The sequence below is a fragment of the Paenibacillus hamazuiensis genome (genome assembly GCF_023276405.1).
GTDB lineage: Bacteria > Bacillota > Bacilli > Paenibacillales > NBRC-103111 > Paenibacillus_AF > Paenibacillus_AF hamazuiensis.
Genome location: NZ_JALRMO010000001.1, coordinates 1,341,226 through 1,360,185, shown reverse-complemented (window position 1 = coordinate 1,360,185; position 18,960 = coordinate 1,341,226). Strand labels below are relative to the sequence as shown.

19 protein-coding genes and 1 other RNA gene are annotated in these 18,960 nt (G+C 52.8%); 6 read left to right on the top strand and 14 right to left on the bottom strand.

Annotated features, from left to right (window positions below; translation table 11 throughout):
- Window positions 1-125: 125 nt before the first annotated feature.
- On the top strand, window positions 126-1,745 hold the full coding sequence (cimA, locus tag MYS68_RS05755) for a citramalate synthase (RefSeq protein WP_248924908.1): 1,620 nt from the start codon (window positions 126-128) through the stop codon (window positions 1,743-1,745).
- Between the two features lie 387 nt (window positions 1,746-2,132).
- Here cimA and MYS68_RS05750 read toward each other — a convergent pair whose 3' ends face one another.
- A complete protein-coding gene (locus MYS68_RS05750) occupies window positions 2,133-2,678 on the bottom strand; it encodes a TlpA family protein disulfide reductase (protein ID WP_248924907.1) in 546 nt (181 codons plus the stop codon).
- Window positions 2,679-2,858: 180 nt separating this feature from the next.
- Here MYS68_RS05750 and MYS68_RS05745 point away from each other — a divergent pair, with 180 nt between their 5' ends.
- A complete protein-coding gene (locus tag MYS68_RS05745; protein ID WP_248924906.1) occupies window positions 2,859-4,166 on the top strand; it encodes an MFS transporter in 1,308 nt (435 codons plus the stop codon).
- Between the two features lie 379 nt (window positions 4,167-4,545).
- On the opposite strand, the gene MYS68_RS05740 is transcribed toward MYS68_RS05745, so the two are convergent.
- From MYS68_RS05740 to MYS68_RS05730, 3 genes are all read right to left on the bottom strand, one after another.
- Window positions 4,546-5,280, bottom strand: coding sequence for an exonuclease domain-containing protein (locus MYS68_RS05740; protein WP_248924905.1), 735 nt, complete (start codon window positions 5,278-5,280; stop codon window positions 4,546-4,548).
- Window positions 5,281-5,364: 84 nt separating this feature from the next.
- Window positions 5,365-6,435, bottom strand: a complete 1,071-nt coding sequence (locus tag MYS68_RS05735) for a DUF294 nucleotidyltransferase-like domain-containing protein (RefSeq protein ID WP_248924904.1) — start codon at window positions 6,433-6,435, stop codon at window positions 5,365-5,367.
- A gap of 35 nt (window positions 6,436-6,470) precedes the next feature.
- On the bottom strand, window positions 6,471-7,865 hold the full coding sequence (locus MYS68_RS05730) for an ammonium transporter (RefSeq protein ID WP_248924903.1): 1,395 nt from the start codon (window positions 7,863-7,865) through the stop codon (window positions 6,471-6,473).
- A gap of 333 nt (window positions 7,866-8,198) precedes the next feature.
- On the opposite strand from MYS68_RS05730, the gene MYS68_RS05725 reads away from it, so the two are divergent.
- Together MYS68_RS05725 and MYS68_RS05720 are read left to right on the top strand one after the other, a co-directional pair.
- A complete protein-coding gene (locus tag MYS68_RS05725) occupies window positions 8,199-8,636 on the top strand; it encodes a MerR family transcriptional regulator (RefSeq protein WP_248924902.1) in 438 nt (145 codons plus the stop codon).
- A gap of 22 nt (window positions 8,637-8,658) precedes the next feature.
- Window positions 8,659-9,345, top strand: a complete 687-nt coding sequence (locus tag MYS68_RS05720) for a zinc metallopeptidase (protein ID WP_248924901.1) — start codon at window positions 8,659-8,661, stop codon at window positions 9,343-9,345.
- 127 nt (window positions 9,346-9,472) lie between these two features.
- Here MYS68_RS05720 and murI read toward each other — a convergent pair whose 3' ends face one another.
- From murI to MYS68_RS05695, 5 genes are all read right to left on the bottom strand, one after another.
- Window positions 9,473-10,243 (bottom strand): glutamate racemase, encoded by a 771-nt coding sequence (gene murI, locus MYS68_RS05715; protein ID WP_248924900.1) that lies wholly within the window; start codon window positions 10,241-10,243, stop codon window positions 9,473-9,475.
- 9 nt (window positions 10,244-10,252) lie between these two features.
- Window positions 10,253-11,557: a UDP-N-acetylglucosamine 1-carboxyvinyltransferase gene (gene murA / locus MYS68_RS05710; protein ID WP_248924899.1), complete on the bottom strand. Its 1,305-nt coding sequence runs from the start codon at window positions 11,555-11,557 to the stop codon at window positions 10,253-10,255.
- Window positions 11,558-11,567: 10 nt separating this feature from the next.
- Window positions 11,568-12,254 (bottom strand): FHA domain-containing protein, encoded by a 687-nt coding sequence (locus MYS68_RS05705; RefSeq protein ID WP_248924898.1) that lies wholly within the window; start codon window positions 12,252-12,254, stop codon window positions 11,568-11,570.
- A gap of 96 nt (window positions 12,255-12,350) precedes the next feature.
- Complete coding sequence (gltC, locus tag MYS68_RS05700; RefSeq protein ID WP_248924897.1) at window positions 12,351-13,244, bottom strand: glutamate biosynthesis transcriptional regulator GltC; 894 nt, start codon at window positions 13,242-13,244, stop codon at window positions 12,351-12,353.
- 23 nt (window positions 13,245-13,267) lie between these two features.
- Window positions 13,268-13,864 carry a rhomboid family intramembrane serine protease gene (locus MYS68_RS05695; RefSeq protein ID WP_248924896.1) on the bottom strand — a complete coding sequence of 199 codons (597 nt, stop codon included), beginning with the start codon at window positions 13,862-13,864 and terminating at the stop codon, window positions 13,268-13,270.
- A gap of 113 nt (window positions 13,865-13,977) precedes the next feature.
- On the opposite strand from MYS68_RS05695, the gene tpx reads away from it, so the two are divergent.
- Entirely contained in the window at window positions 13,978-14,496 is a 519-nt protein-coding gene (tpx, locus tag MYS68_RS05690) for a thiol peroxidase (protein WP_248924895.1), read from the top strand.
- A gap of 72 nt (window positions 14,497-14,568) precedes the next feature.
- On the opposite strand, the gene MYS68_RS05685 is transcribed toward tpx, so the two are convergent.
- Together MYS68_RS05685 and MYS68_RS05680 are read right to left on the bottom strand one after the other, a co-directional pair.
- On the bottom strand, window positions 14,569-14,958 hold the full coding sequence (locus MYS68_RS05685; RefSeq protein WP_248924894.1) for a DUF1499 domain-containing protein: 390 nt from the start codon (window positions 14,956-14,958) through the stop codon (window positions 14,569-14,571).
- 140 nt (window positions 14,959-15,098) lie between these two features.
- A complete protein-coding gene (locus MYS68_RS05680) occupies window positions 15,099-15,317 on the bottom strand; it encodes a DUF2905 domain-containing protein (protein ID WP_248924893.1) in 219 nt (72 codons plus the stop codon).
- A gap of 143 nt (window positions 15,318-15,460) precedes the next feature.
- On the opposite strand from MYS68_RS05680, the gene xylB reads away from it, so the two are divergent.
- Complete coding sequence (xylB, locus tag MYS68_RS05675; protein WP_248924892.1) at window positions 15,461-16,996, top strand: xylulokinase; 1,536 nt, start codon at window positions 15,461-15,463, stop codon at window positions 16,994-16,996.
- A gap of 39 nt (window positions 16,997-17,035) precedes the next feature.
- On the opposite strand, the gene fsa is transcribed toward xylB, so the two are convergent.
- The 3 genes from fsa to MYS68_RS05660 form a co-directional block, all read right to left on the bottom strand.
- Entirely contained in the window at window positions 17,036-17,692 is a 657-nt protein-coding gene (fsa, locus tag MYS68_RS05670) for a fructose-6-phosphate aldolase (protein ID WP_248924891.1), read from the bottom strand.
- An 89-nt stretch (window positions 17,693-17,781) separates the two neighbouring features.
- Window positions 17,782-17,963: non-coding RNA, 6S RNA (gene ssrS, locus MYS68_RS05665), on the bottom strand.
- Window positions 17,964-18,049: 86 nt separating this feature from the next.
- Window positions 18,050-18,886, bottom strand: coding sequence for a YesL family protein (locus tag MYS68_RS05660; RefSeq protein WP_248924890.1), 837 nt, complete (start codon window positions 18,884-18,886; stop codon window positions 18,050-18,052).
- Between the last annotated feature and the right edge of the window lie 74 nt (window positions 18,887-18,960).

Below are 18,960 nucleotides of genomic sequence, written 5' to 3'. Positions count from 1 at the left end.
CGCGTCCGGTCAAGGTCTGCGCATCGCTGCAAATTCGCGAAAAACATATCAATACGCTATACGGTTATGATATAATAAGAAATTATCGCTTTGTTCTTAAGCTTGCGGAATCAGGAGGACATTTCATGGCAAAAACGGTAAAAATTTTCGACACCACGTTAAGAGACGGCACGCAAGGCGAAGGCATCAGCCTTTCCGTGGAAGACAAGCTGAAAATCGCTCAAAAGCTCGATGCGCTGGGCGTTACATATATTGAAGGCGGTTGGCCGGGGAGCAACAACAAAGACATCGAGTTTTTCACCCGGGCCAAGGACCTGAAGCTGTCCCATGCTAAAATTACGGCGTTCGGCAGCACGCGGAGAAAAGATACGCTTCCGGAGGAAGACGCCAACTTGAACCGCATCCTGGAAGTAGGCGTCTCGGTGGCTACGATCTTCGGCAAGTCCTGGGACTTCCACGTTCACAAGGCCATTCAAACGACTCTTGAAGAAAACTTGGCGATGATTTACGATTCGGTCAAATATTTGAAAAGCAAAGGGCTTGAAGTCATTTATGACGGGGAGCACTTTTTCGACGGGTATAAAAACAATCCGGAATACGCGCTGCAAACGATCAAAAAAGCCGAGGAGGCCGGCGCCGATTGGATCGTATTGTGCGATACGAACGGCGGTACGATGCCGCACGAAATTTCGGACATCGTCGCGCGCGTCTGCAAGGAAATCACCCGCTGCCCGATCGGCATTCACGCGCATAACGACTGCGAGCTCGGCGTGGCCAACAGCATAGCCGCCGTTATGGCCGGCGCCACCCAGGTGCAGGGCACGATCAACGGCTACGGCGAGCGCTGCGGCAATGCCAACCTTTGTTCGATCATCCCTAACCTTCAACTGAAGCTGAAGTACGATGTGATCAGCGAGGAGCAGATGCAAAGCTTGACGAGCATCGCCCGCTACGTCAGCGAAATCGCCAATACGCATATGCCGGTCAACCAACCGTTCGTAGGCAGCGCGGCGTTCGCACACAAGGGCGGCATTCACGTTTCCGCCATTTTGCGCAACTCCAGCACGTATGAGCATATTCAGCCTGAGCTTGTAGGCAACAAGCAGCGCGTGCTTGTATCCGAGCTCGCCGGCCAAAGCAACCTCGTGTTTAAAGCGCAGGAGCTCGGCCTCGATTTCAGCAACGACAATGCGAATACGAAACTTCTTATTGAAAAGATCAAGAAGATGGAGCATGAGGGCTACCAATTCGAAGGCGCCGACGCCTCTTTGGAGCTGCTTATCCGTGACGCCTACGGCAAAACCGAGGAAGTCTTTACGCTCGAATCTTTTAAAATTCTCGTGGAAAAAAGCGCGAACAATCCGGTCGTATCGGAAGCAATCGTCAAGGTTAAAGTTCACGGCGAGACTGTATACAATGCCGCCGAAGGCAACGGCCCGGTCAACGCGCTCGATAACGCGCTCCGCAAATGCCTTCTGCAGTTTTACCCTGCGATCGAGCAAATTCATCTGTCGGACTACAAGGTCCGCGTACTTGACGAAAAAGACGCCACCGCGGCGAAGGTTCGCGTGCTGATCGAGTCCACCGACTTCAACAACTCCTGGAATACCGTCGGCGTTTCGGGGAACGTCATCGAAGCGAGCTGGGAAGCGCTGGCGGACAGCATCCGGTATGCGCTGCTGGGGAAACAAAGGCTCGCTCCCGCCGAGGAGCATAAGGAACGGCTTGGGCTGCTTAACCATTAATGGGAGGTACCCCCTAAATCGTGGGAGGCACCCCCTAATTCCCCCTTATAGGGGGACCCCAGGCGCTCAGGCGCCCTGGACCCGCCCGTACGGAGAGACTGCTCGCTGCTAGTTCGCGTTTGCCCGGCATAGATTTATTGCTTTTGGCAATAAATCCTATGCCGGACACGCTGCACTTTTGGAGCGGTGCCTTTGGTGGGGGGATGTGCTTCTTGCCCGCGTTTGTCAGACACAGGTTTGCTCTGCGCAAACCTGTGTCTGACACGCTTCACTACGTTGAGATACGACTACAAAAGCTGCATACCTTCGAGTACCGACTCGGAGTGCGCAGCTTTTTACTGCTCTTTACTGCCTTTATAGCATTCCTGCCTTCTCACCCTATTCACTTTACCCCTTCAACAAAAGGTCCAGCTTCTTTTCCCACAGATCCGGAGGCATGACATGGACTACTTCTCTGATTATGCCTTTTTTGTCGATCAGGAAGCTGGTCGGGACAAACAATACCCGGTATTGGCCGGAAACGGAGCCGTCCATGTCAAGAAGAACCGGCATGTTGAACCCGTATTGCTGAGCAAACTGCCTGGCATTTTTCAAGGTATCTCCCTTGGTTATATTGACGGCGTAGAAATCGATGTCTTTTTGGTAGCGTTCCGACAGCTTTTTCAGGTCGGGGGCTTCCTCGTGACAAGGACCGCACCAGGAGGCCCAAAAATTGAGCACCAGCGGTTTTTCGCGCGGGCCCCTAAGCCCGTATTCGGCGCCGTCCAGCGCTTTCAAATGAAATGCAGGAGCCGCTTTCCTGATGCCTTGTGCTGCCGGTTCGTCCGTCTCGTAAGCGGCGGCATCGGCTGGGAAAGCCCCTATATGCCGGTAAACGGCAAACCCGGCTAAGCCAAGCGCCATCAAGCTTATGATCAGAAAACGTCTGCTCATACTCATCTCCCTTTTGCCATTCGGCACATTTTCACTTCCTCCTAGTATCGCCCAAAAAGGATAAAATCCTACCTCTGCGGCATGGAATAAGTCGGGTGTATGAGCTATCCAACGCACGGGCACATTATGCTTACATTGTGCTTACGTGCTACTACTACACCGGAGGAGTGCCGCGGACCGATGCAGAAAACCAAAAAGAACTGGAACATCGTTTTTGAAAGCGACATGGAGCGGGAAGTTGTCTTCGAACCTTCAGCCGCGAAAAAAACAAAGGAAACAGGAAAAGCCGAAACCAAGGGCCGCATTTGGGAATTTATCGCGCTCGCTACCATTCCGCTTGTACTTGTTCTGGGCAATTCCATGTTAGTGCCGATTTTGCCCGATATGGAACAAAAGATGGGTATTTCCAAATTTCAAAGCAGTCTCGTTATTACATTATTTTCCGTAACGGCGGGACTGGTCATTCCGGTTGCAGGTTATTTGTCCGACCGCTTCGGTCGAAAAGCCATCATCATTCCTGCGCTTATTATTTACGGTTCGGCGGGCGTTTTGGCCGGTTTCGGGGCTATTTGGAACTCTTACACGATCGTTATCGTCGCAAGGGCGATTCAGGGGTTGGGAGCTGCCGGAACGGCTCCGATCGCCATGGCGCTGGCGGGAGATTTGTACAGCGGTGGCACGGAGAGCAAAGCATTGGGGCTGACCGAAGCATCCAACGGAACGGGTAAAGTGGTAAGCCCGATTTTGGGTTCGCTGCTCGCCTTAATCGTGTGGTATGCGGCATTTTTCGCATTTCCGATCTTTTGTCTCATCTCCATTCTGGCCACGATATTTCTGCTGAAGGAACCGAAAAAAGACAGCAAACCGCCCGAACTCGGCAAGTACTTGCATACGATCGGCGGAATCCTGAAGAAAAAAGGTCGCTGGCTGATCACCTCTTTTTTTGCCGGATCGATCGCTTTGTTCGTTTTGTTTGGAGTTTTGTTTTATTTGTCGCAAATATTGGAAAAGCCGCCTTTTAATATCGATGGAGTGCAAAAAGGGCTCGTGCTGGCCATTCCGCTGCTCGGAATGGTGGTCACCTCGTATACGACCGGTGCGCTGATCAAGAAAAACGGAACCTTGATGCGGTGGCTGATGAATATCGGGCTTTTCATGATGACGGCGGCGCTTGCGCTGTGCATTTGGTTCAACCGGCAAAACCTGTATTTGTTTATCGGTCTGCTCACCGTCAGCAGCATCGGAACCGGCCTCGTGCTGCCTTGTCTGAATACGATGATCACCGGCTCCGTACAAAAGCAGCAGCGCGGCATGATCACTTCCATTTACAGCAGCCTGCGCTTTTTGGGAGTGGCTTTCGGACCTCCGATTTTCAGCTTTCTTATGGACAAATCGGATCAAATGGTTTTCATTACGGTATCGGCTTTGGCACTGCTGACGCTGGCGTCGGTGTTTTTCTTGATTAAGCCGGAGGGCAAAATCAGCTAACCAACTCAAAAAAGGCAGTGCACATAAGTGCATTGCCTTTAGTCGTACTTACGTATAAGCTATTTGGTAAAGCGTGTCCGGCACCAATTCGGCGAGAGCCGAATCGTGCCGAACAAACGCGAGGTCGAGGCACGAAGTCGCTCCCAGCATCACCACTCTAAAAATAAAGCGTGTCTGGCATAGGATTTTTTTACCCGAAGGCAAAAAATCCATGCCAGACAAACGCGACCTAGAAGCAAGCATGAACTCCCGGCGGGCGGGTCCAGGGCGCCTGAGCGCCTTAAGGGCTTTGCGTAGCAAAGCCGGCTTCGGAAGCCTGGGGTCCCCCGGTGGGGGGATTTAGGGGGGACTTCTCCGATTTGGGGGGCTTCAGGGGCAATCAATGATGGCTCAAATGCGAGTATAAATCACCAAGGGTTGCGATGTCCCGGGATTGAATTTCAATCATAAACTTCGACCATAGGCGGGCTGTCATGACCGCATCTTCAAGTGCATGATGGCGCTGCGTTATTTTTATGCCGTATAACTCCAGCAAATAGTCAAGGTCATAGCTTTTCAGGTTAGGTTTCAACCATTTGGCAATCATCATCGTATCGAGGATGCGGTGCGACAGCTGGACACGCGACGTTTTCCATAAGGCGGAATTCAGAAAATGCTTGTCATGCCCGGTCCCGTGAGCGACCAATATTTTATTCTGGACGAACTCCAAAAAGCCGCGAAGCGCGTGAATAAGCTCCGGAGCATCTTCCGCCATCCGGTTGGTAATGCCGGTCAGCTTCTCGATCTCGGGCGGAATGTTCCGTTTCGGGTTGACCAGGCTGTAAAATTGCCGGTCTTCCTTAAGATCCCCGCCATGCACCTCCACAGCGCCGAACGAAATGATTTCATCCCCGTTGTACGGGGAAAAGCCGGTCGTTTCCAAATCGAAAACGACCAGCTCCACGCTGTCCAGAGGAATGTCGTATAATGAATTTTTTCGCTGCTCCTTCATGATAGACCGAATGAAAGCCATCTGCTGGGCGTTTTGCGCGTCAAACATGGAAGCGATCGCAGGTGTCAGCCCGCCCATTTTGTACAAGTGCAAAAACCGGCCCGCAGGCCGCATGTCTTTCATAATTCCCCACCCCGTATAAAGATGCCGAAATAATCTACACCGTATCCGAAAATATCCAACCTTTTTCTATCTGAAAACGCACCGCTACCCTTTTTGAAGCTTGACCTTGTTCTGCACATACTTCTGCAAATCTTTGCCGATCCGCAGGCAAAATTTAAGCTGATTGGTCCGTTCCTTCGTCAGCATGTCTGCGGGCAGCTTGCCGCGGGTTGTATATTGGCCGTCCTGAATTTGGAACGGCGTTTCCGCGCGCAATTTCATCACAAGGGACAGCGCCTCCAGCCAGTCATGGCCCAGCTCTTCCTCCACATGATTGTCCGCGATCAGCCGTTCGATCCGTTCCTGGGTGGAGGTGCAGCGGATTCCCGCCTCCACGGCCAAAAGCCGAACTCCGTTCACTATCGGGATATATGCGCCATATTTGATATCGACTCCGCCCGCATCCTCGCCGTACCGCTCCTTGATCAATTGGCCGAAAACGCCGAGCGAAATTTTATGGTGCAGCGTATTTTGCAGCATATGGTACAGAAGCTCGCGGTGCTCTTCGACATATTCGTAAAAGTCGTCCTTCAGCTTCTCAGCGAGCATTTCGCTGCCATATACGCAGCGCATATCGGCCATGATGAGCAAATAACGGACATGCTCCCAATTCGGTTCCACGAGCCATTCGCGCAGCATGCTGCGGTAAGCGCTGAGCGGTTTCCTCCATTGAGGATTGGCGCAAATAACGTCCCCGCTGCAAGGCGGATAGCCGACAATTGCCATGCCCCACTCAATGCAGTCGACCAGCTCTTTAAAATAGGAAGAAACTTGCTCGACGTCGCGTTCCTCCGGATCATCAAATAAAATCCCGTTATCCTGATCGCTCCACAGCGTTTGTTCCTTGCGCCCGCCGCTGCCGTAGAGGATAAACGAGTAGGGCACCGGAGGTTCCCCTTTTCCCTGCTCGTTCATCTCCTGTTCCGAAATATGAACGATACGGCTTATCATCGCATCATGGATTTCGTTCAAACGTTTATTCTCGTCCAAGGAATGAGGAAAAAGGAGATCCTTATGGAAGTCCTCGTGAATGCGGTCACGAATCTCACGCAGTTCCTCAAACCTTTCTGCTTGAAATATTCGTTCCAACATCCGTTCCATCGAGAGTCGTTCCATACGGGAATCCCCTTTGCCCTTTTTGCCTCATTATACTACAACGCTTGTGTACCTTGTGCCAATTTCTTCATTTGCTCCGGATAACCGTAGGAACCGTGCTCGGAAAGGTCGAGACCGACGATTTCTTCTTCCTCCGTTACGCGAAGACCGACCGTGACTTTAATGAGTGCCAAAATAATATAAGAAAGAACAAGTACGAAGACGAATGCGCCGAACACGCCGAGAGCTTGCACGCCCAATTGCTCGAACCCGCCGCCGTAGAACAAACCCGCTTTACCGACGCCCACTTTCCCGGCAAGCTCCGGAGTGGCGAACAAACCGGTGGAAAGCGTGCCCCAAATACCGGCGATACCGTGAACGGAAAAAGCATAAACCGGATCGTCAACCCCTGCTTTTTCAAACCATTGAGCCGTAAAGAAAGTAACGATGCCGGAGATTGCCCCGATGATGATAGCGGCGCCCGGAGTTACGAATGCGCAAGCTGCCGTGATGGCGACAAGAGCCGCGAGAACGCCGTTAAGCATGCTGGGAATATCCGCCTTGCCGAAGTACATCCAGGACACGGTCAGTGCGGCTACCGCGCCGGCTGCTGCCGCCAGGTTCGTTGTCAACGCGATGTAACCGAAGAAGCCGTCGTTCATAGCGCTGAGCGTACTGCCTGGGTTAAAGCCGAACCAGCCGATCCAGAGAATGATAACGCCAAGTACGGAGTACACTTGGTTATGACCGGGAATCAAATTAGGCGTCTTGTCTTTATTGAATTTACCGATACGCGGTTTCAGCAAAAGTGTAGCAACCAAAGCCGCCGTTGCGCCTTGCAAGTGAACGACCGTCGAACCGGCAAAGTCCTGCATGCCGAGTTTGGACAACCAGCCGCCGCCCCATACCCAGTGAGCTACGATAGGATAGATAATGACCGAGAACAAAGTACCGAAGATGAAGTAAACCGCAAGCTTGCCTCTTTCTGCAAATCCGCCCCAAGCGATCGCCAGCGATACGCCCGCAAATGCCAGTTGGAACAGGAACTTGATGCTGATCGGCACATCGGAAGCGCTGAGGGAAGAAAAGGCCGCTTGCGCTTGCTCTTCCGTACCGTCTACGAAAAATCCTGTCGTACCGAAGAAACCGTTGCCGCCGTCGTCACCGAAGGCGAAGCCGAAACCGATGGCCCAGAAGGCGATGGCACAGATGCCGAACGTCAAAACCGTTTTACCGGCGACGTGACCGGCGTTTTTCATTCGAGTCGACCCTGCTTCGAGCAGCGCAAACCCCGCCTGCATGAAAATGACGAGAATAGCTGCCAGCATGACCCACACGGCGTCAATTGCGCTTTGCAGCTGTTCCGGCTTCGGAGCGTCCGCCGCGAAAGCAAGCGCGGTTGGGAACAACGCCGAGACAATACCGAGACTTAACAAGAACTTCTTCAACATTGCGACCACATCCTTAATGTAAGTTTTTATAACATTATGTGAAATTCTTAATGTCATTATATACACCTTCTACGGGTTTGACAATATGTTTTTGCGCAAAAAAACAAAAAAAACGAAAAATAACCTCACATTTAACATTCATAATTCGGATTTTTCCGCATTTTTTCATAGAGTAGTCAACAAAGATAACACAGAAAATCGATTGCAGGCATAAAAACCGGGCGATTATACCCCGTCAAAAGCATAACGTTTGACTGTATGGTTTGAATTCAGTATCATAAAATTGGTAGATAGGAGTGTATTTATATATAAAGAAGCGAGGTGAATTCCGGGATGGAGGCAAAACTGTACCGTATTGGCGAATTATCCAGATTATCCGAAGTCAGCCCGAGGACGATCGACTATTACACCAAGCTTGGACTTATCGAACCGGAAGCAAGATCGGGCACCAATTATCGTTTGTACAGCGATGAAACCTTAACCCGCCTGAAACGTATTGAAATAATGAAAAGGGAGAAGTATACCTTAGAGGAAATTAGACAAAGCCTGGCTACATGGAGCAAAGTCAGCCACGACGAATTTATGGCAAGTAAACTTACATCCTTGCAAATTCATCTTCAGAAGCTGGAGAAGGAAGCCAAGGAAATCAGCCCGCTCTTGGAACAACTCAAGCCGGCCCAGGCCAAACGTTTCCACAAGCTGCTGACCCCGCAGACGGCGGCTTGCATCGAGGCTTTGCTGTTACTTCTAGGTAAAGGTCCCTTAGGATAAAATTGAAACGGAGGAAAAGCATATGTTTTTTCATCCCCTGGACATCCCGATCTTAATTGCCTTCGGCCTTTCCCTATGGGCGTCTTTCCGGGTAAGAGGAACGTTTAACAAATGGGCGCAAGTGCCGGTCGGTTCCGGCATGACCGGTTACGAAGCGGCACGCCACATGCTCGACGCAAACGGACTGTACGACGTGCCGATCGAGCCGGTGCAAGGCCATCTCAGCGATCACTACGATCCGATCCACCGCGTAGTCAGACTTTCCGAACCGGTATATTACGAAAGCTCAATTGCTGCCGTTTCGGTAGCATGCCACGAGGTCGGCCACGCAATTCAGCATAAAGTGCATTATCCGATGCTCGTCATGCGACATAACATGTTCCCAGTCGTCAACTTCACATCCGGCATAGCGCCGCTGATGATATTGGCCGGTCTTATTTTCCAGCAGTTCAACTTCCTGCTCGGTCTCGGCATCATCTTCTTCTCCGCGGCCGTGCTGTTCCAGCTCGTGACGCTGCCTGTTGAGTTTAACGCCAGCAACCGGGCCCGCGATTTGATGGTCGCCGAAGGCTACATCAGCAACATCGAGGAACGGGGAGTCGCCAAGGTTCTTAACGCCGCAGCGCTCACTTATGTGGCTGCAGCCCTCATCTCCGTGCTGGAGCTCGTCAAGTACATCATGATTTTCAATAACCGCAATGAAGAGTAATAAAACCTGGGCCTAGAAACAAATCCCCTCGGATCCACAAAAATTAACGTCGCGTAATTTTCTAAACATCAAAAAAAACAGGAGCCGTATCCGTAAGTCAGTCGACTTAGGTACAGCCCCTGTTTTTTTATTTAGTTTGCAAAAAATGAAACGCCTTCTCCAGAGAGCGGGCCTCCTCCGGCTTACCTCCCGAGGTCACCCAGATCAATTCGGATTCCCCCCGCTCCTTGATCGCACCGGCTTCCCCCAGCACCTGCTGCAGACGTTTGATTGTGCCGAAGCTGCCGTCCATCACTTCGACATGACCTGGGATCAGCTTGCGAAAGTGTTCGCGGTAAAACGGAAAATGCGTGCAGCCAAGCACGAGAGATCCGTACTGCCGCATGTCGTAAGGGGCCAGCTTTTGCTCCAAATAAGGCAAAATAACCTCATCGTCAAATTGCAGCTCCTCGCAAAACTGAACCAGCTCCGGCAGCGGCAGCGAGTCGACGAGGTGCTCCTCGTCCACCTTGGCCACCAGCTCCTGAAACTTCGCTTCGCGCAGCGTCAGCGGCGTAGCGGTAACGAGCACCCGTTTGTGGGCGCTTGCCGCTTTGGCCACTGCAGGTTTGACCGCCGGCTCCATCCCGACGATCGGAAAACCGTAAGCCGCACGCAGATCCTCCACCGCAATGCTCGTCGCCGTGTTGCAGGCAATGACGAGCGCCTTGATATCATAAGCGAGCAGCGTCTCCACCGCCCGGAAAATATACTGTTTAACCTCTTCCTTCGGTTTGGTGCCGTACGGCACATGCAGCGTATCCGCGAAATAAACGAACCTCTCGTGAGGCAGCCGGTCCATCGCTTCCTTCAGCACTGTCAAACCGCCAAGGCCGGAGTCCAAAAAAGCAATTCGCATATCATCACCTTACATGTATTGTTCGTTCAGCCACGAGGCCGCCGTATCCTGAAGCTCCCGATGCAAGGAGATGGGAACGCCGATCGCCCGGAACAGCCCGATCGCATTATCATAACCTCTTTCGATATGCTCCACACCTGTAATCGTCGTGATTCCTTCCGCCGCCATGCCGGCGAGAATGAGCGATGTTCCCGCGCGCACATCGGTCGCATGCACCCGCGTACCTTGCAGTGGGCGGCCTCCCTTAATAAACGCGCTTTCCTTTCGCAGCTCGATGTCAGCCCCCATTTTGACCAGTTGATGAACATGATTGAACCGCTTCGGAAACACCTTGTCGGTGACGATGCTTTTCCCGGGAGCTTGCGTCAGCAAAGAGGTAACGGGCTGCTGCAGATCGGTGGCAAATCCCGGATACATCCCGGTTCTGACCCGCGTCGCCCGCAGCTTCCCTTGGCCGTAGGCCGTAATGCTCATTTCCCCCGATTCAATATGCAGGCCGATTTCCTTCAGCTTCGCGATGCACGAAGCGAGATGCTCGGGAATGACGTCCAGAACCGTCACACGTCCTCCGGCTATGCCAGGAGCCATAAGGAACGCTCCGGCGATCAGCCGGTCCGGTATGACCTGATACCGCGCCCCTCGCAAATAAGGCACGCCGTCGATGCGGATCGTTTCCGTTCCCGCACCGGAAATTTTCGCTCCCATCTGGTTCAAAAAATTAGCGGTATCGACGACTTCCGGGTCACGCGCCGCCCCCCGCAAATACGTGCGGCCGCGCGCTTTAACGGCAGCCAGCATGCTGTTGATCGTTCCTCCGGACGTAATCGTATCGAAATAAATGTCGGCGCCGGCAAGCTCATTCGCTTCCACAACATAGTAGTCGCCGTGGAAGCTGAACTTTGCTCCGAGAGCGCTAAGCGCCTTGACGTGCTGGTCGATCGGGCGTGAGACGAAATCGTCCCCGCCGGGAAATCCGACCGTCACCTTGCCGAACTTGGCGAGCAAGGCGCCGACAAAGTAATAGGAAGCCCGGTAAGACGACGCTTTGCCGGGATCGATCGTCGAGCTGTGAATGTATCGCGGATCGATAAAGATGTCACCGGAAGGTTCGCGGCGCATGCTGAGGCCGATATCTTTGCCGATTTGCTGAATGACCCGGAAATCGTATATATCGGGAATGCCTTCCAGCACAATGGCGGAGTCTGCCAGGCACGTCGCCGCCAGCAAGGCGAGCGAGCTGTTTTTGGAGCCCGGAATACGCACGGAACCGTCCAGCGGCCCGGTTTGTTCGACCTGGATATATGCTGCGTTCATCACGTTTTCCTCAGTCCTTTTCCAAAATATAACCGCTGCCGCGCACGGCGCTGATAATAAAGGAATGCTTGCCGTATTTTTTGCGAATACGGTACACCAATGCGTTCAGCTCGTCGATGCTGACATCGGGCACGCCGTCCGGACCGGGGCTGCGCTCCGGCCATACCGTTTTCTTGAGCTCTTCAATGGAAACAAGATGATTGGCGTTATCGTGCAAAACTTTCATCAGGCTGCATTCCTTTTCCGACATCGCAATGCGTTTGCCGTCGATGATGCATTCCCGTTTCTCCCAATGAATGACGACAGGCTGTTCGAGCGCATGCAGCTGCTGCGTATTCATGATCGGTTCGAACTCCAGCGTCTGATCGGCGAAAATATAAGAAAAATGAATGACGATCATGCCTCTGGCCAGCTTGATGATATCCGACGACTGCAGCACGTACGGCGTATGCGGATCGATCCGATCCCCGTTGATCTCCGTGCCGTGGCGGCTGCCGAGATCGTACAGCACCGCGCGTTCGTTTTCCCTGCGAATCATAAAATGCTTGCGCGAAATAAACGCGTTGGTAAACGAAACATCCGGCGAGACGTCGCCGGCCGATCGGCCGACCACCGTTTCCTCGGCCGACAAATTAATGCATGTGCCCGGGCGAAAAGGTTCACCGCGGATCAAATATAAACAAGCGAACGTATCCACGTTATCCCTCCAAACCGTTACCTCCTCATAATACCTCATCCTAACGATTTGGAAAATACATGGCCGGTAACAAACGGCTGACAGCACGCTGACGCGTTATTTTTTGGAATGAAAGAAATTGAGCAAAAAGCTCTGGAACACCTCGGCCACAAGCGGGAGCTTCTCCCCTTTGCGATGAATCAGCCCGATGCTCCGCGTCACCTGCGGTTCGATGACCCGCACCTTGGCCGGCTGGAGCTGGCTGATCTCCGTCAGCGCCATATCCGGCAGCAGGCTGACGCCCATTCCGGCAGCCACCAGTCCGCGGATCGTATCGGTTTCCTCCCCTTCGAAGCCGATTTTCGGCACAAAGCCGGCCTGCGCGCAGGCGTCAAGCACGATCGCCCGCAGCGAATACTCTTCGCTGAACATAACAAACGGTTCGTCCTTCAGCTGAATGAGCCGAATAACATCTTCCCCTGCCAAAACATGGCCTTCCGGAAGAATCGCATACATCTCTTCCTGCAGCAGCAGTTCGCCGGAGACATGCTCATGATTTTCCGGAAACGGCGAAATAAAAGCGAGATCGATTTCGCCTTTGACGACGTCGCGAATCAAGCTGTTAAATGTACCCTGACGCAGCCGGAACTTGACGTTGGGGTGATCCCTGCGGAAGGAGGCCACCACCGTCGGCAGCAAATGGATGCCCAGGCTGTGCGGGAAGCCGATGCGAATTTCCCCGGCCTCGGGATCGAGAAATTCGTGAATTTCGCTCACCGCCCGCTCCAGCGAAGCGAGCACCTCCTCCATCCGGCTTAAAAAAAGCCGCCCCACCGGGGTAAGCTGCAGATTGCGCCCTTTTTGCACAAAAAGCTGCACGCCAAGCTCCTGCTCCAGCTGGTGAATTTGCCGGCTGATGGCCGACTGGGCGATGTGCAGCTCCTCGGCCGCCTGGGTCACATGCTGCTTTTTCGCTACCGTTACAAAATATTGAAGCTGTCGCAATTCCAATGTTTATGCCTCCAACCGGCTATTTAGATGCGGGATTTCATGATTCGAAACAGCAGGAGTCCGGCTGCAAATCCGCCCAAATGCCCGATGAAATTGATTTGCGGCATCACCAGCGAATAAACGACGCCGAGGCCGACTACTGTATAAATCGTTTTTCGGGACGCTTCGTCCAAAAGATGTCTGCGGAACACACCGAGGTAGATAAACGCGGCGTAAATGCCATAGATCGCCCCGGAAGCTCCCGCAGACATATGAACATCGGACGATAGCAGCGCGCTCGCCGCATTGCCCGCAAATCCGCATCCCAGATAAAAAACCAGATACTGCGTTTTGCCAAGCAACCTTTCCAGAGGCGGCGCAAATACGAAGATGGAAAAGCAGTTGAACAGCAGATGATCGAAGCCAATATGCAAAAAACACGCGGCGATGTAGCGCCAATAGTCGGAAATGTAAGGCGCTTCATTAACCATCGCGCCGAATTTCAGCAGCGTCGCCTGATTCTGCGAGCCTCCCTGCAGGGCCATCGCGATAAACAATCCTATATTTATGCATAAAATCAGTACGGTGATTGGGTAAAGCCGCAAATATTGCTTGAAATTTTCATACCGCAAAAACAACATGAAGCCATTCTCCTTCACCCGAACGTATTGATTGGACAAGTTCCTTTTCAACAGTTTATAATAAGTTGTGGTGAAATACCAATCATTCCTAATCTCAAGGAGGATAATCAATCATGGCGCAAGAGCGTACAGGTGTTGCTACATTAAAAGGTAATCCGATCACACTGGTAGGTCCCGAGCTGAAAGCGGGCGACAAAGCTCCTGACTTCAAGCTGAACAAAAACCTCACAGAGCAAGTATCTTTGTCCGACTATGCCGGCAAAGTGAAGCTGATCAGCGTCGTTCCGTCCTTGGATACCGGCGTGTGTGACGCGCAAACCCGCCGCTTTAACGAAGAGGCTGCCAAGCTTGGCGAGAACGTCGTTATTTTGACGGTCAGCGTGGACCTGCCTTTCGCTCAATCCCGCTGGTGCGGCGCGGCCGGCGTAGATAAAGTCATCACGCTGTCCGACTATAAAGACCGCAACTTCGGTCAATCCTACGGCGTACTGATCAAAGAACTTCAACTGGACATGAGATCCATCTTCGTACTCGATGCGAACGATACGATTCAATACGTGGAATATTTGAAGGAAATGACGGAACATCCGAATTACGAAGCGGCTGTCGAAGCTGTGAAGAAACTCGTGTAACGTCATACATAATACAAAGTCCCAAATTACGACAAAAACAGCGAGGCAAGAGACATCTTCCTCGCTGTTTTTTTAATTATTATCTTTGTATTGGGCGAGCTTTTTGTCGAGCTGGTTATAAATCTCCAGTATCGTGCGGTAATTGGAACCGAGATCCCCGAGCGAGCCGCGGGAGGCGGAATAAATGTCGACAGCGGTTTTCACCGGGTTGACGGAGATGATCGTGACGGTAATGTCCTGCGTTCTCCCTGTAATCGTGCGTTTCTCCAGGACGATTTCCCCGACGTTTTTCACTTCGTGCAGCAGCTTGTAACCCCTCATCTTTTTGAAAGTGCTGACCACTTCGTCCCAAACCTGGTCTCTTGAAAGCTTGTAATTGCGGGTTTTTAGAGCCGGATCTTTAGCTTTCTCGCCGGTCGTTTCATGACTGCGGATCAAGCCGATCAAGATTCTTTTAAGCAAAAGGCTGTTCCCCCCTCAAAGAAGTAAACCACAAATCGGCATTTCTACACTATGTCTTATCTTACCACTCTTTCCATGGAAGAGAAAGAGGAAAACGAGAATCGAGCCGATTTTTCTAATGAACACGCAGACTCGCCGTTTTACTTGAACAGCCGGAATAAATAGCCGATCAGCGAGAGCACCACGCTGACGAGAATACACGTGACGACGGGAAAATAAAACTTGACGTTTTCTTTCTCCACCACGATATCTCCCGGCAAACGTCCGAGCGGCAGGTAACGGCCGACCACCTGCCAAAGCAGTCCGGCAATGATTAGTATAGCCCCGCCCACGATTAATATCTTGGAAACGGAATTCATCTTCAGCGCCTCCTCAGAAAAAGAAATCGAAACTATTTACAGGAGCCGGGAGGATTTTCACCTTCGGCTTCGAATATATTATACAAGGTTCTTAGTATAATTATTAAACTAAGTTTGGCGTTAATAAAAAACGAGGTGAGACCGTGACTTATTTTTTAGGCATTGATTTGGGCACGTCCGCGGTGAAATGTATTTTAGTGGATCAGGAAGGAAAAGTCAAAGCCGCGCACAGCGTGGAGTATCCGCTGCTGCAGCCGCAGCCGGGCTGGGCCGAGCAGCATCCGGAGGATTGGTGGAACGGCACGGCCGGCTGCATTGCGGAACTGCTTCGGCATGCAGGCGTCTCAGGCGCTGAAGTAAAGGGCATCGGGCTATCCGGGCAAATGCACGGCTCTGTGTTTCTGGACCGCTCGCTGCAGGTCGTCCGCCCTGCTCTGCTCTGGTGCGACCAGCGTACCGCTGCGGAATGCGAATGGATCGAAGCGGCCGTCGGCAAGGAGCGCCTCGGCGAGCTGACCGGCAACAAGGCGCTGACCGGGTTTACCGCACCGAAGGTGATTTGGCTTCGCAATCACGAACCCGAGCGCTACGCGCAGGTGGCGCACCTGATGCTGCCGAAGGATTACGTCCGGCTGAAGCTGACCGGCGCCTTCGGCATGGACATGGCTGATGCGAGCGGCACGCTGCTGCTCGACGTTGCCGGCCGTCGCTGGTCGACCGAAGTCGTGGAGCGGCTCGGCATTCCGATGGAGTGGCTGCCTCCACTCTACGAGAGCAACGAGATCGCCGGCCGGCTGCTGCCGGAAGCGGCGGCTTTGACCGGTCTCGCCGCAGGGACGCCGGTGGTCGCCGGTGGCGGCGACCAGGCGTGTGGCGCCGTCGGCGTCGGCGTCGTGAGGCAGGGCGTCGCGTCCGTCGCCCTGGGAACTTCCGGCGTCGTCTTCGTGCACGACGACAGCTACCAGCCGGAGCCGGAATGCCGGCTCCATGCGTTTTGCCATGGCGTGCCGGGCAAATGGCACCGGATGGGCGTCATGCTCGCGGCGGGCGGCTCGTTCCAATGGTGGCGGAACCATTTTGCCGGCGAGGAGATGGAGAAAGCCCGTCAGGAAGGCCGCGACGTTTACGAATATTTGACCGCGCTCGCCGAAACCGCGCCGCTCGGCAGCGAAGGGCTGCTGTTCCTGCCGTATCTGTCCGGCGAACGGACGCCTCATCCCGATCCGAAGGCGCGCGGCGGCTTCATCGGACTGAGCCTGCGCCACGACAAAGCGCATTTGACGCGCGCCGTGCTCGAAGGCATCACCTTCGGGCTGCGCGACTCGCTTGAGCTGGTGAAAGCGTCGGGCGCACCGATCACGGAGCTGCGCGTCAACGGCGGCGGCGCCCGCAGCCCGTTTTGGCGGCAAATGATCGCCGACATCTTCGGCTACCCGGTGGTGACGGTTAACTCCACCGACGGCCCGGCTTACGGCGCCGCGGTGATGGCCGCCTCCGGCGTGCTCGGCCGCAGCATCGAGGAGCTGTGCGAGCGATGGATCGCGGTCGAAAGCCGCGTCGAACCGGATCCGGCAAGGCAGGCACAGTACGAGAAGATCTACGCGGTATACCGCAGTCTGTACGGCACGCTCAAAGATACGTTCCATCAGCTCACCGATCTCGTGCAGGAGCAGGCGTGATCGAAAGCAAAAAGCAGGCCGTCGGCCTGCTTTTTCCATTTAAAACTGCTTCTGATTTGCGGAGTTCCAATCCGCCAGGAACCGCTCGATGCCGGAATCGGTCAGTGGATGCTTGACCATGCCTTGAATGACCTTGAACGGCACCGTCGCAATATGCGCACCTGCGAGCGCCGCCTCGATGACGTGCGACGAGTGGCGCACGCTGGCCGAAATGATTTCCGACTGAATATTATGTATGCTGAAAATGTCGCTGATTTCTTTAATCAGGTTCATGCCGATCATGTTGATGTCGTCCAAACGGCCAATGAACGGCGAAACGTAGGTCGCACCGGCTCTGGCTGCGAGCAACGCCTGTGGGGAACTGAAGATGAGCGTCACGTTCGTTTTGATGCCCATCTCGGTAAACTGCTTCGTCGCTTTCAGCCCATCCTCGGTCATCGGCACCTTGATGACGACGCTGTCGCCCAGTTCGGCGAGCTTTTTGCCCTGTTCGACCATCTCGTCCGCCTTCAGGCTGACGACTTCGGCGCTGATCGGGATGTTGCCGACGATGGACACAATCTCGCGGATCGTCTCAAAAAAATCACGGCCTTCTTTGGCAATGAGCGACGGGTTCGTCGTAATGCCCGAGATGACGCCCATTTCAAACGCTTTTCGAATTTCTTCCACGTTAGCTGTGTCGATAAACAGTTTCATCGCTTTTTTCCACACTCCTTCTAAATAATAAGGCGCATTATTATGCCTTTTTCATTATATAGAATAACACATTGGCGGAAAAAAACACAAAAAAACCCGCATATGCCGTCCGATTTTGCGTTTCAAACCCGCTCTCGCAGGTGGGTGTCCGCACCAGCGCTTTTGAAGTCCCTTTTCGAGGGCATGTCAGCCACGCTGAAATATTGGTCTCCCTAGAAACAGTCATTGGTTCAAAACAACATTAAAACCGAAACGAACATCGCAGGATTTTGTTGTGTCTATATTATAGTAGGTTCGACGCGGAAAGTAAACAGCCGACTATTACTTTTTTCGCGCGCTTTTTCCACCGCATTCATATTATGGCCGCGGATCTTCTTTTTCATTCGGTTTCCCGGCAGCATCCGGGTTATTTGCTTCGCGCAAGGCCGCTTGGTCTTCGGATGCACCGCTTTCATCCTCCGAATCCTGCTGGCTCGCCTCAGCCTCTTCCTCCGCCCATTTCTGCTGTTTTTCCTGAATTTTTACGAAAATGAAATGAAAGTTCCAGAAGGAGACGACGGCGATCAGCGAACCCATGAAAAACGGGATCAGAAACGTAAATTGAAAAAAGCTGAAATATAGGATGGCCCCGTTGGCGACCAAAATAAATATCGACCGGATCGGATTGCCGATCGAAATCAGCACCGAGTTTTTAATGATTTGCAGAAGCTTCATATGCAAATGAACGATGATCGAAAAGAAATGAAACAGCGAGACGGTCAGCACTACGGTTAAAGAAAGAACCAGAAATTTCAAAATACCGAGCGATGACGACTGCGTACCGTAAAATTTGAAGTTCGTATATAAAACGGCGCCGATCAGCACATAAATGATGCCTCCCAGCATGCTTTGGACATAATTTTCCTTATACGTACGGAAAAACGTCTTGAACAGCGGAGCGTCCTCTTCCCCGGTCAGCCATTTGCGGGCAACGCCGAACATCGCGGTCGTCGCCGGAAACAGGGTAAACGGCGAGACGATGGCCGCAAGCATCAGTGTCGACAAAAACTGATTGACGTCCTGAGCCTGAAGCATGACAAGCATCAGCAAAAATACAGGAATCGAACAAATAACCCATAACACATTGATGACAGAAAGCCGCATAATCCACTCGGATATACGGTAAAACCCTCCCATGACGCCTTTAAACTCCAAAATGACAACCTCCTACAAGTTACGTATGCCGGGACATGAACGAATCCGGACAAGCCGTGAAGCTAACGTTTTCA